The sequence below is a fragment of the Streptomyces apocyni genome (genome assembly GCF_009739465.1).
Lineage (GTDB): Bacteria > Actinomycetota > Actinomycetes > Streptomycetales > Streptomycetaceae > Streptomyces > Streptomyces apocyni.
On the sequence record NZ_WHOM01000039.1, the window covers coordinates 1 to 11736 of the forward strand.

Here is an 11736-nt window from a genome sequence, read left to right on the forward strand (position 1 = left end):
CAACCAATCCGCACCCGGCACGCAAACACCCGCCCCTCCCCCACCCCTCCCGCTGCCCCGCTTTTGGGCCGCCCGGTGTACCTCGCCCTCGCGGGTCCGGGACGGGTGTCAAGGGTGAAGCGAAGCGCAATCGGCGAAGCCGACGCGACCAAAGGGAGCGCCCTTTACACCCGGCCCGGACCCGCCACCATCCGACGAACCGGGCGGCCACCGGCAACCCTCCAGTACTGGCCCACCACAACGCAGCCCCGCCCCACCCCCACCCCCGCTACCGGTTCAGTCGGCGGGCGCGCAGTGCGGCGGTCAGCATCGGGAGGGTGAACTCGCCGTGGGCGGTTTCCGGACTGGTTGCGAGGAAGGAGCGGATTCGGTGCTGTGTGACTTCTTGTTCCTGTTCGGGCATGACCAGCATCCCCGCGCGCGTTGCGAGTGTCGCGACGAGGGAGTCGGCGGTGCGGGGCTGCCCGTGTGGGAGCTCGGTCTGCTCCGGCGAGCCGAAGCACACGACGGCCGCGCCGGTCTTCGGGAGGTGGGCGTCGGCCATCTCGGCGCGCCAGCTGGCGGGGGTGTCACGCGGGCCGATGGCCGGGGCAACGGTGCGACGAGTGCAGCTCGGCTTGGAGCTACGCAGGTTGCGAGAGCGCACCGGTCTCACACTGGCCGAGGTAGCGAGGGAGCTGGGGTGTTCGGAAGGGCAGCTCTCGAAGGTCGAGAAGGGCATGTCCGGGATGTCCAAGTCCTCCGACGTGCAGTGGCTACTCAACCGCTACGGAGTAGCGGACGAGAGCGACGTCGAGTTCATACTCGACCTGCACCGCAACTCGTTGAGCCGTGAGTGGTGGGCTCCCTACCGCAACATCATGCCGTCCGGCATGCCCAGCTTCCTGGGCCTGGAGGGTTCCGCAACGTACATTCGCGCGTGGCAGCCGACCGTGGTGTTCGGGCTGCTCCAGGCCGAGGGCTACATGCGGGCGATGTTCGAGACGGCCAAGCCGGTGGACGAGCGGACCACCGCGTTCGTGGAGCACGCCATCCGGCTGCGCACTGCCCGCAAGGAGATCATCACGCGCGAGGACAACCCCACGCAGTTGTGGTGTGTCATGGATGAGGCGATGCTGCTGCGAGTCATCGGCTCGGCCGACGTGATGCGGGAGCAGTACGAGTACCTCGCGGAGATGAGCCGCCGGGACAACGTGCGAATCCAGGTCCTGCCAAGGAGGTCTACCGGCTACAAGACGAGCCACAACTTCCTCGTCATGGAGATGGAGAAGCCACTGCCCACCGTGGTGGAGTCCGACACCGCATGGGGCGCCTCAGCGGTCATCGACAAAGAGGCCGACGTATGGCTGTTCAACCGCAGGTTCGACGAGCTCCGGGCGAACGCCCTCGGGCCTGACGAGACCCCAACCATCATGAAGCGCCTGTCAGGAGAGGTCTGACATGAAACACGAGCACAGCGCAGCCGCAGCCGACTGGTTCAAGTCGTCCTACAGCGGGGACGACAGCGGCGTCTGCGTCGAGGTCGCCAACCTCGGCACAACCGTCGGCGTCCGCGACTCCAAAGACACCACCATCGGGCACCTGGCCATCACCAAGCACGCCTGGGCGACCTTCGTCACCCACGCCCGCGCCCACGCGACGCGCCACTGACAAGCCCGCGCTTGCCACGGCCGCCGCGCTCACCGCAGCCAACGCCGCCTACAACCGCTGAATGATCGTCCCCGTCGCGAGCGCGCCGCCCGCGCACATCGTGATGAGCGCGAACTCCTTGTCTCTGCGCTCCAGTTCGTGCAGCGCCGTGGTGATGAGGCGGGCGCCCGTCGCGCCTACCGGGTGGCCGAGGGCGATGCCGCCGCCGTTCACGTTCACCTTCGCCAGGTCCTGGTCGAAGACCTGGGCCCAGCTCAGGACGACCGACGCGAAGGCCTCGTTGATCTCGACCAGGTCGATGTCCTTCAGCGACATTCCGGCCTTGCCGAGCACCGCTCGGGTCGCGTCGATCGGACCGTCCAGGTGGTAGTGCGGGTCCGCGCCGACCAGGGCCTGGGCGACGATGCGGGCGCGGGGCTTCAGCTTGAGGGCGCGGGCCATGCGCTTGGAGGCCCACATGATGGCCGCCGCGCCGTCCGAGATCTGGGAGGAGTTGCCCGCGGTGTGGACCGCGGTGGGCATGACCGGCTTCAGGCCCGCCAACGCCTCCATCGAGGTGTCGCGCAGGCCCTCGTCGTGGTCGACCAGGCGCCACATGCCCTGGCCCGCGCGCTGCTCCTCCTCCGTGGTGGGCACCTGGACGGCGAAGGTCTCGCGCTTGAAGCGCTCCTCGGCCCAGGCTGTCGCGGCGCGCTCCTGGGAGATCAGGCCCAGCGAGTCGACGTTCTCGCGGGTGAGGCCGCGGCGGCGGGCGATACGTTCGGCGGCCTCGAACTGGTTGGGGAGGTCGACGTTCCACTCGTCGGGGAAGGGTTTGCCGGGGCCGTGCTTCGAGCCGCTGCCCAGCGGTACCCGGGACATGGCCTCCACGCCGCAACTGATCCCGATGTCGATCACTCCGCCCGCCACCATGTTGGCCACCATGTGGCTGGCCTGCTGGGACGATCCGCACTGGCAGTCGACGGTGGTCGCGGCGGTCTCGTACGGAAGGCCCATGGCGAGCCACGCGTTGCGCGCGGGGTTCATGGACTGCTCGCCCGCGTGCGTGACCGTACCGCCGACGATCTGCTCGACGCAGTCGGCGTGGATGGCGGTACGGGCCAGGAGCTCGCGGTACGTCTCGCCGAGGAGGTAGGCCGGATGGAGGTTGGCGAGTGCGCCACCCCGCTTGCCGATGGGGGTGCGTACAGCTTCCACGATGACGGGTTCCGCAGCCACCACAACTCCCCTTTGAACGAGCCGAGCCGTCAGTAACTAGTACGCGTTCTAGTTCTCCTGGCAGTTTCTCGGGTGCCCGCCGGTCGCCGCAAGGGTCTTGCACGCACGACCTGCGCAACAGATGCCGCCGCGGCCCTTGCCAGTTGTAGAACCCGTTACTACCTTGCGGGCAACTTCTGATGGGCCGTCAGACACTGGAGTTGCCCATGTCCTGCCCCGCGCTGCCCGAAGGGTTCGACGCCACCGACCCCGATCTGCTCCAAACCCGCGTACCCCACCCCGAGTTCGCGGAGCTGCGGAAGACCGCCCCGGTGTGGTGGTGCCCGCAGCGGCGAGGCGTCACCGGATTCGACGACGAAGGGTACTGGGCCGTCACCCGGCACGAGGACGTCAAGTACGTCTCCACGCACCCGGAGCTCTTCTCCTCCACCACCAACACCGCCGTCATTCGCTTCAACGAGCACATCGGCCGCGAACAGATCGACGCCCAGCGGCTGATCATGCTGAACATGGACCCTCCCGAGCACACCCGGGTCCGGCAGATCGTGCAACGCGGCTTCACCCCGCGCGCCATCCGCAACCTGGAGGCCGCCCTGCGCGCGCGGGCCGCGCGGATCGTCGAGGAGGCGACACAGGCCGCTGGGCCGGACGGCGACTTCGACTTCGTCACCCAGATCGCGGTAGAGCTGCCCCTCCAGGCCATCGCCGAGTTGATCGGCGTCCCGCAGGAGGACCGGGCCCGGATCTTCGACTGGTCGAACAAGATGGTCGCGTACGACGACCCGGAGTACGCGATCACCGAAGAGGTCGGCGCCAACGCGGCCATGGAGCTCATCGGGTACGCCATGAACATGGCCGCCGACCGCAAGAAGTGCCCGGCCAAGGACATCGTCAGCCAGTTGGTCGCCGCAGAGGGCGAAGGGAACCTGTCGTCGGACGAGTTCGGGTTCTTCGTCCTGCTCCTCGCGGTCGCGGGGAACGAGACCACCCGTAACGCCATCAGCCATGGCATGCACGCGTTCCTGACCCACCCCGACCAGTGGGAGCTCTACAAGCGGGAGCGGCCGGCGACCGCCGCCGAGGAGATCGTGCGCTGGGCGACCCCGGTGACCGCCTTCCAGCGGACCGCCACCGAGGACACCGAGATAGGCGGCGTACGGGTCAGGAAGGGCGACCGGGTCGGGCTGTTCTACTCGTCCGCCAACAACGACACCGCCGTCTTCGACTCCCCCGAGACCTTCGACATCACCCGCGACCCGAACCCGCACCTCGGCTTCGGTGGCGGCGGGCCGCACTTCTGCCTGGGCAAGTCGCTGGCCATCAAGGAGATCGACCTGATCTTCGACGCGCTCGCGGACGCACTGCCTGACCTGCGGCTGACCTCCGCCGACCCGCGCCGTCTGCGCGCGTCCTGGCTGAACGGCATCAAGGAACTCCGCGTCACACGCGCCTGAAAGCGACCTGAGCGCCCGTTTGAGCGCCCGCTTGAACGCGCCCTGAGCGCGCGCCTGACCTCGTGTTCCGCCCCCTCGACAGGGAGGCAGGGGCTCCCCCTACGCCCGCCCCTGCCTCCCTCCCCCTCACTCCTCGGTCTCGCCCTCCAGCGCGGCGCGGGTGGCCGGGCCGTAGACGCCCCCGGGGTCGCCCTTGATCTGGCGGGTGAGCTGGTACGTGCGTACCGCGTCCTCGGTGGGCTGGTGGAAGTTGCCGTGCGGCCGGTCGAGGTACAGCGCCACCTGACGCAGCCGCCGCTGCAACTCCTCGACCTCGGGGCCCCTGTCACCGCGACGCAGCACGGTCGGCTCCTGGTCCTGATCCTGGTCGGGGGTGTCCGAAGCGGTGGTGGAGGCCTTGGGCGAGGCATTGCCCACGGGCAGCGCAGAGGAGGCGGAGGCGGAGGGCGCCGCGTCCTCGTCGGCGTCCGTCGACGAGGACGCGGACGGCTCCGACGTCGCGTCCGCCGACCCGGAAGCCGCCACGGACTCGGTCGCCGAAGCCGAAGCGGACGCGGAAGCGGACGCCGACGCCGACGCCGAGTCGGTCGCGGGTGGCCCGCTCGGGGCAAGCGTCACCGCGGCGCTGCTCGCCTGGTCGGGCCGGACCCGGTCCGATGCGTTCTCCTCGGAGTCCGAGGAGAACAGACCGCTCGCCACCCCGGTGACCGCCAGTACGGCGACGACGCCACCGGCGACCGCGAGCAGCCCGGTACGCCGCCCGCGCGCACCCGGCCGCCGCCCGCGCCCATGCGTCTCCCCAGCGTCCCCGGCCTCCCCGAGCTCGTATGCCGCGGTGACGTCCGGCCCGTACGGGTCGCCATCCCCCTGCCCGTCGGCGCCGCCCGCTTCCGGCCTCTCAGGGACGCCGGAGTCGGCGCCGGGCCCCGGTGCCGGGCCGCCATGGTCCACGACCCCGTCCGGGCCCACCACGCCCCCGGCCACGTACGGACCAGCCCCGGAGTCCGGGGGCGGCGGCTCCGAGGGCTCGGGCAGCTTCACGTACGGGCGTATCCGCAGCGGGTCGTAGCCCGCGGGGTCATCGGCCGGAGGGTTCCCGGCCGGGGGTATGGCCCCCTCGGCGAGACCCGTACAGGCGCAGGCCGGTGACTGCCCCGTACCGCTGGGCGTACCGCAATCGGGACACTGTCGTCCGCTCACTGTCCGGGTCCCTCCCTTGAGTTCCCAGCGATTATCCAGACCGGAACGCGGCGGTCCACAGCGCCTCCCCCAACGGGCACGTGCCCGGCGGTACTCGACAGGCCATAAGCGGGCACACCGCCCAGGATGGAAGGTGGAAGAGGACCCAGCGCGTACCCAGGCGGGTCCGCGGAGGCCTCAGGGAGGCGTCGATGGCCCAGGAAGCGAGCGACCAGGCGGCCGCGCCGGAGACGGAACACCCACGGCGCACCGTCCTGGTGTCGATCGGTGCGCTGCTGCTCGGCATGCTGCTCGCGGCGCTCGACCAGACCATCGTGTCGACCGCCCTGCCGACGATCGTCAGCGAACTCGGCGGGATGCAGCACCTGTCCTGGGTGGTCACGGCGTATCTGCTGGCCTCGACCGCCGCGACGCCACTGTGGGGCAAGCTGGGTGACCAGTACGGCCGCAAGAAGCTCTTCCAGATCGCGATCGTGATCTTCCTGATCGGCTCGGCGCTCTGCGGCGTCGCGCAGAACATGCCGCAGCTCATCGGGTTCCGCGCGCTACAGGGCCTGGGCGGCGGCGGTCTGATGGTGTTGTCGATGGCCATCGTCGGCGATATCGTCCCGCCGCGCGAACGCGGTAAGTACCAGGGGCTCTTCGGCGCCGTCTTCGGCGCGTCGAGCGTGCTGGGGCCGCTGCTCGGCGGGCTCTTCGTGGACCATCTGAGCTGGCGCTGGGTCTTCTACATCAACCTGCCGATCGGCGTGATCGCCCTCGCTGTGATCGCCGCGGTGCTGCACATCCCGGCTCGCCCGTCCAAGCACACCATCGACTACCTCGGCACCTTCCTGATCGCCTCGGTGGCCACCTGTCTGGTGCTGGTCGCCTCGCTCGGCGGGAGCACCTGGGGCTGGGGCTCGGCGCAGATCGTCGGGCTGGCGGCGCTGGGGGCGGTACTGCTGGTCGTCTTCGTCGCCGTCGAGCGGCGGGCGGCCGAGCCGGTTCTGCCGCTGAAGCTGTTCCGTATCCGTACTTTCGTGCTCGCTGCGGTGATCAGCTTCATCGTCGGCTTCGCGATGTTCGGCGCGATGACCTATCTGCCGACGTTCCTCCAGGTCGTGCAGGGTGTCTCGCCGACCATGTCGGGTGTGCACATGCTGCCGATGGTGCTCGGCATGCTGCTGTCGTCGGTCGGGTCCGGCCAGGTCGTCAGTCGTACCGGCCGTTGGAAGGTGTTCCCCATCACCGGCACCGCGGTCACGGCGGTGGGCCTGGTGCTGCTTCACCAGATGACCGAGGACAGCTCCGACCTCGCGATCAGCGCCTTCTTCTTCGTCTTCGGCCTCGGGCTCGGGCTGGTCATGCAGGTGCTGGTGCTCGTCGTGCAGAACGCGGTCCCGTACGAGGACCTGGGTGTGGCCACATCAGGGGCGACGTTCTTCCGGTCCATCGGTGCCTCGTTCGGCGTCGCGATCTTCGGCACCATCTTCACCAACCGGCTCGACGACAAGCTGCGCGCCGCCTTCGCTGGCCAGGACCTGCCGCCGACGACCGTACCGACGCTGGAGGCGGACCCGCAGGCCATCGCCGAGCTGCCGCCCGCGCTACAGCCCCCCGCCGTGCACGCGTACGCGACGGCGATCACCGACGTCTTCCTGTACGCGGCCCCGGTCGTCCTGATCGCGTTCGTGCTGGCCTGGCTGCTGCGCGAGGACAAGCTGCGGACCGCCGTCACCGCGCCGGATCTGAGCGAGACGCTGGCCAGCAACCCCGTCGAACGGTCGTCGCGGGACGAGGTGCTGCGCGCCCTGTCAGTCCTCGGCACCCGTGAGGGCCGCCGCGACGTCTATGTGAAGACCGGCGCGAAGGCGGGCTACGACCTGCTGCCCGCGGCCAGTTGGATGGTGCTGCGGATGGACCGGGACGGCTCGCTGGAGCCGGGCAAGCTGGCCGAGGACACCACCGTGCCGCTGGGGGTCGTGACGGCCGCGGCCCGTCAGGTGGAGGAGCGGCACCTCGCCGAACGTCGGGGCGTTGAGCTGTTCCTGACCGACCAAGGGCGGGAGGCGGCCAGGAAGCTGGGCAAGGCCCGCGAGGAGTCACTCGCCGAACTGCTCGGCGACTGGTGGGGGCCCGGCCGCCCCACCGACCTGGTCAAGCTGGTCGAGGAGCTGAGCGCCGAGCTGAACGGCTCGGACGAGGAGGGCCCCCACGACGGCCCACCGGGGGACCACGCCCTGCATGGCTGAGGGAGCTCTGTGGGGGCGGTGCGGGGCGGTGCGGTGTCGGGCGTGGACGCTTACAGGTCCTTGCCGTACCAGATCTCGGCGTACGGGTTGTCCTCGCCGTCGTTGTACGCGGGGATCTCGCGGTACCCGTGCCGGCTGTACAGGGTGCGCGCCTCGATCAGGTCGAGCCGGGTGTCCAGCACCGCGCGCTCCGCGCCGAGGGCCCGGGCCACGTCCTCGACGGCCGGTATCAGGACCCGGCCCGCGCCCTTGCCTCGCATCTCCTTGCGGACGAACACCCGCTTGAGCTCGGCCGTCCGTACGTCGATCAGCCGCACCCCGGCGCACCCGGCCGCCTCGCCGTCGTACCGGGCGATGAGCAGGGCGCCGTTCGGCGGCGCGAGGTCGGCGCCGGTCTCTGCGGCGATCTCGCGCTCCAGTTCGTCGGCGGGCGTCGAGTGCCCCGGCCCGTACTCGCGCTCGAACCAGCGGTCGCTGACCTCGGTGTAGTACGCGGCCCACAGGGCGGCCGCGTCGGCGGAGTCGACGTCTTCGGGTGCGATGGTCCAGGTGGTCATGGGGAAGATTGTCGCGGCCCGCCCGGGACGGGCCGCAACCGAATTACGACGTCAGTCCTTGGTCAGTGGCCGGTGGTCAGTCCTTCTTGGGCGCGGCCTGCTGGACGACCTCGAAGGACCAGACCGTGGACCCGGACGCGGCGGGCTTGGGCCGCTCGCCGCCCTCGCCTCCACTCTCGGCGCCGCCCTGACCGCCGCCCTGGTGGGCCGCCTTCATGGGGCCCTCCATCCACGCCTGGAAGGCGGCCTCGTCGCGCCAGCGCGTGTAGACCAGGTACTGGTCGGTGCCCTCGATGGGACGCAGCAGCTCGAACCACTCGAAGCCGTCGGAGCTCTCCACGGTCCCGGCGCGCGACGCGAAGCGCTTCTCCAGGATCTCGCGCTGCTCTTCCGGCACGGTCAGGACGTTGATCTTCACGATGCTCATGGGGTCCATCCTCGCGCACGGCCGCGCGGAGCTGCGCGGCGGCCGGGCGGTACGGCGGCCGGGCGGTGCTGTGCGATGCGTCACTTCGTGGGATGCTCCGGCCACTTATCATGCGGCGGCGCGTCCACCAACGTAGACGATGGCCCATCAGACGACGAGGGAGCGTACGTGCTGGAGCTGACCATGGCCACGGTGTCGGAGGCCGACGCGGGTGCGACGGCGGGCATGGTGATGGCCGACGAGCCAAGTGCTCCCGGCGCCGTGCTGCGGGTGGGGCGGGACCGGAGCGTGTGCCGACTGACGGCCCCCGATGACTGGCTGTTCGTGTCGCGGGCGCACCTGGAGTTCCAGTGCGGCCCCAGCGGGGCCTGGACCGTCACCTGGCTGCGGGGCTCGCATCCCGACCCCGCGTCCGAGGTGCGGGTGGTGCTCGGCGGGACGGCGCTGCCCCTCTCGTACGGCGGGAGCACGGCCCTCCCGGTGGGCGCGTCCGGTGAGGTGGTCATCCAGGACAGGACCGGGCCACGCAGCGTGAACGTGGGCTTCTACCACGAGGTGCCGGGGTCGTAGGGGGCCTGGGGGGCGTAGGGGGCCTGGGGGGCGTAGGGGGCGCGCGTTCGCGCTCCCGCCACCTGTGATGTTTGTCGCGCCCTCGCGACGCAACCCCACGCCGAGCCAAGCCCTCCGCATAAAAAGCCGGTCAATGCCGGTGGACAGGCAGGTGAAGGCGGGGTTGCCTGCGTCTGTGCGGAGGGGCATCGGGCGCCCCTTAGTATCCGGGGAGTGCCCGGTGACGGGACGACGGTCCGGCCAACGCGGTCAGGCCAGCCCGGTCAGATTCAGGCGGAGGGCCGAAGAGGCGTGGCGAATGCGGAGCAGAGCGGGCTGAGGGGCGCCCTCGGGGCAGTCGGCCTGACCACCAAGATGGGGGCCACCAGGGCAGCACTCTGGCTAGCCGCCGCCGTACTGGCGGCGCGGCAGCTCGTGGTCGTGCTGGGCAGCCCGAAGGGCGAGCGCCTCACCGAGCTGGAGACCTGGGTCGGCCCGGAGGGCGTACTGCGGGTGAACGGCTCGCTCTACGACACGGACTCGTTCTCCGGTACGCCGTTCGCCGGGCTCGCGCTCAAACCCCTGACCCGCGCCGCCGAGCAGGCACTCGGCGTCGCCTGGACGTTCGGGACTCTGCTCCTCGTCGTCGTGCTGGGGCTGGTCGCGGCGCGCGCCCTGCCCACCCCGGTGTCCCGGCGTACGTCCGTACTCGCCGCGCCCGTCGCGATCTGCCTGCTGATGCTCTCGCTGCCGGTGCGCAACACGCTGCACCTCGGCCAGACCAGCATCATCCCGGTGCTGCTGGTCCTCCTCGGCTGCTTCGCGGTACGTGGCGAACGCGCGTCCGGCGTCCTGATCGGCATCGGCGCCGCCCTGCAACCCACGGTGCTGCTCTTCGTGCCGCTGCTCTGGTTCACCGGGCGCCGCCGGGCCGCGCTGTCCACCGGTGCGACCTTCGCGGCCGCTACGGCGCTGGCCTGGGCCGCGCTGCCGCAGGACTCATGGACGTACTGGGTGCGCCAGCTCGCGGGCACCGGTCTGGGCAACAACCCGGACAGCGTCGCCAACCAGTCGCTGCACGGCGCGCTGCTCCGCTTCGGCCTCCAGGGGCCCCTGGAGATCGCTCTGTTCGTCACCCTCGCGGTAGCCGTCGCGGTGGTCGGACTGCGTCGCGCGGTGCGCTACGCCCGCGACGGTCAGCTGCTGCTCGCGGTCGCGGTGACCGGCTGTGTCGCCGTGGCGGTCTCCCCGACGGCCTGGCAGCACCAGCTGCTGTGGGTGCTGCTCGCGGTGGTCGGGCGGATCGGCAAGCGGGCGTCGGACCGGCTGGTCTGGCCGATCGCGATCGTCATCACGATGACGCTGCCCGCCAAGATGATGCTCCCGGACATGGGCTTCGCCCACCCGATCCGGGACAACGCGCTCCTCCTCGCGGCGCTCGCCGCCGCCTGTGTGCTGCCGTTCCTGGCGCGTACGTCGCCGTACTTCCAGACGCCGGAGCCCACCGCGTACGAGACGCGCGTCCCAGGCCGGTGGAAGTGGGTGCCGCTGGTGCCGTTCTGGCGGCGGGCACTCAGCCGCCCGAACCTGCTCCTCGAACTGCTGCTGATCCGCGTCGGTTACTCGATCTACCAGCAGACCCGCATCCTGGCCGCGGGCAGCCGCTCCACGGCCGAGGAGCACGGCAGTCAGATCCACTCGATCGAGCAGACGCTGTTCATCGACATCGAGCACTGGTTCAACCGGGTCACGGTGGACACCCCGTGGCTTGAGTCGTTCCTCAACTTCTACTACACGTCGTTCCACTTCGTGGTGCCGCTGACCGTGCTCGGCGTCCTGTACGCCCGCCGCCCCGGCGACTTCCGCTGGGCCCGCAGCGCGCTCGGCTTCGCCACGGTGCTCGCGCTGCTCGGCTTCTGGCTGTACCCGCTGGCCCCGCCGCGCCTGATGCCGGACCTCGGCTTCGTGGACACGGTGCACGGTGTGCAGGACTTCACCAAGCCGGACTACGGGACGCTGACCAGCGTCACCAACCAGTACGCCGCGATGCCCTCGCTGCACTTCGGCTGGTCGTTGTGGTGCGGGGTCGCCATCGTCATCCTGGCGCCGAAGCTGTGGATGAAGCTGCTCGGCCTGCTGCATCCGGCGCTGACCCTCGCCGCGATCGTCGGCACGGGCAACCACTGGGTGCTGGACGCGGTGGGGGGCGCGGCTGTCGTCGGCGCGGGCTTCGGGTTGGTGTACGTGTTGTTCGGGCCTCGGGCGAAGCACTCCGAGCAGGCTGAACAAGCTGGACGAGCTGGACGAGCTGGACGAGCTGGACAGGCCGAACCAGCCGAACCAGCTGAGGCCAAGGTGCGGCTGCCACAGCAGGTCGGCGATTCACCCGGCGTGCCAGACCGCACCTCAACGTAAGCCGGGCGTACGCCGGTGCGGAGCGCGAGCCT

The 11736-nt window shown here is 70.4% G+C and carries 11 protein-coding genes; 6 read left to right on the forward strand and 5 right to left on the reverse strand.

Going from position 1 to position 11736, the window contains the following annotated elements; all coding sequences use genetic code 11:
* Positions 1–268 precede the first annotated feature (268 nt).
* Entirely contained in the window at positions 269–646 is a 378-nt protein-coding gene (locus tag GCN81_RS06055; RefSeq protein WP_197287516.1) for a hypothetical protein, read from the reverse strand.
* On the opposite strand from GCN81_RS06055, the gene GCN81_RS06060 reads away from it, so the two are divergent.
* Both GCN81_RS06060 and GCN81_RS06065 read left to right on the forward strand, forming a co-directional pair.
* A complete protein-coding gene (locus tag GCN81_RS06060; RefSeq protein WP_231626404.1) occupies positions 633–1439 on the forward strand; it encodes a helix-turn-helix domain-containing protein in 807 nt (268 codons plus the stop codon). The genes GCN81_RS06055 and GCN81_RS06060 overlap by 14 nt on opposite strands.
* Position 1440: 1 nt before the next feature.
* Positions 1441–1650, forward strand: coding sequence for a DUF397 domain-containing protein (locus GCN81_RS06065; RefSeq protein WP_156722468.1), 210 nt, complete (start codon positions 1441–1443; stop codon positions 1648–1650).
* Between the two features lie 48 nt (positions 1651–1698).
* Here the strand turns inward: GCN81_RS06065 and GCN81_RS06070 are convergent, their stop codons facing one another.
* The gene (locus GCN81_RS06070; RefSeq protein WP_156722469.1) at positions 1699–2868 is read right to left on the reverse strand and encodes a steroid 3-ketoacyl-CoA thiolase; all 1170 of its coding nucleotides are present in this window, start codon (positions 2866–2868) and stop codon (positions 1699–1701) included.
* Between the two features lie 206 nt (positions 2869–3074).
* Between GCN81_RS06070 and GCN81_RS06075 the strand changes: the two genes are divergently transcribed.
* A complete protein-coding gene (locus GCN81_RS06075; protein WP_156722470.1) occupies positions 3075–4322 on the forward strand; it encodes a cytochrome P450 in 1248 nt (415 codons plus the stop codon).
* Between the two features lie 126 nt (positions 4323–4448).
* Here GCN81_RS06075 and GCN81_RS06080 read toward each other — a convergent pair whose 3' ends face one another.
* Positions 4449–5522, reverse strand: coding sequence for a peptidoglycan-binding domain-containing protein (locus GCN81_RS06080; protein ID WP_156722471.1), 1074 nt, complete (start codon positions 5520–5522; stop codon positions 4449–4451).
* A 191-nt stretch (positions 5523–5713) separates the two neighbouring features.
* Here GCN81_RS06080 and GCN81_RS06085 point away from each other — a divergent pair, with 191 nt between their 5' ends.
* Positions 5714–7756, forward strand: coding sequence for an MFS transporter (locus GCN81_RS06085; protein ID WP_156722472.1), 2043 nt, complete (start codon positions 5714–5716; stop codon positions 7754–7756).
* Between the two features lie 50 nt (positions 7757–7806).
* Here the strand turns inward: GCN81_RS06085 and GCN81_RS06090 are convergent, their stop codons facing one another.
* Both GCN81_RS06090 and GCN81_RS06095 read right to left on the reverse strand, forming a co-directional pair.
* Complete coding sequence (locus GCN81_RS06090) at positions 7807–8313, reverse strand: GNAT family N-acetyltransferase (protein WP_156722473.1); 507 nt, start codon at positions 8311–8313, stop codon at positions 7807–7809.
* A 76-nt stretch (positions 8314–8389) separates the two neighbouring features.
* A complete protein-coding gene (locus tag GCN81_RS06095) occupies positions 8390–8740 on the reverse strand; it encodes an antibiotic biosynthesis monooxygenase family protein (protein WP_156722474.1) in 351 nt (116 codons plus the stop codon).
* 168 nt (positions 8741–8908) lie between these two features.
* Here GCN81_RS06095 and GCN81_RS06100 point away from each other — a divergent pair, with 168 nt between their 5' ends.
* On the forward strand, positions 8909–9310 hold the full coding sequence (locus GCN81_RS06100) for a hypothetical protein (RefSeq protein ID WP_156722475.1): 402 nt from the start codon (positions 8909–8911) through the stop codon (positions 9308–9310).
* Positions 9311–9664: 354 nt separating this feature from the next.
* Positions 9665–11704 (forward strand): bifunctional glycosyltransferase 87/phosphatase PAP2 family protein, encoded by a 2040-nt coding sequence (locus GCN81_RS06105; protein WP_156722863.1) that lies wholly within the window; start codon positions 9665–9667, stop codon positions 11702–11704.
* The last annotated feature ends 32 nt before the right edge of the window (positions 11705–11736 follow it).

Coding starts and splice junctions, on each gene's coding strand:
- GCN81_RS06065 (WP_156722468.1), top strand. CDS start 1,441: ATGAAACACGAGCACAGCGCAGCCGCAGCCGACTGGTTCAAGTCGTCC.
- GCN81_RS06075 (WP_156722470.1), top strand. CDS start 3,075: ATGTCCTGCCCCGCGCTGCCCGAAGGGTTCGACGCCACCGACCCCGAT.
- GCN81_RS06085 (WP_156722472.1), top strand. CDS start 5,714: ATGGCCCAGGAAGCGAGCGACCAGGCGGCCGCGCCGGAGACGGAACAC.
- GCN81_RS06090 (WP_156722473.1), bottom strand. CDS start 8,313: ATGACCACCTGGACCATCGCACCCGAAGACGTCGACTCCGCCGACGCG.
- GCN81_RS06095 (WP_156722474.1), bottom strand. CDS start 8,740: ATGAGCATCGTGAAGATCAACGTCCTGACCGTGCCGGAAGAGCAGCGC.
- GCN81_RS06105 (WP_156722863.1), top strand. CDS start 9,665: ATGGGGGCCACCAGGGCAGCACTCTGGCTAGCCGCCGCCGTACTGGCG.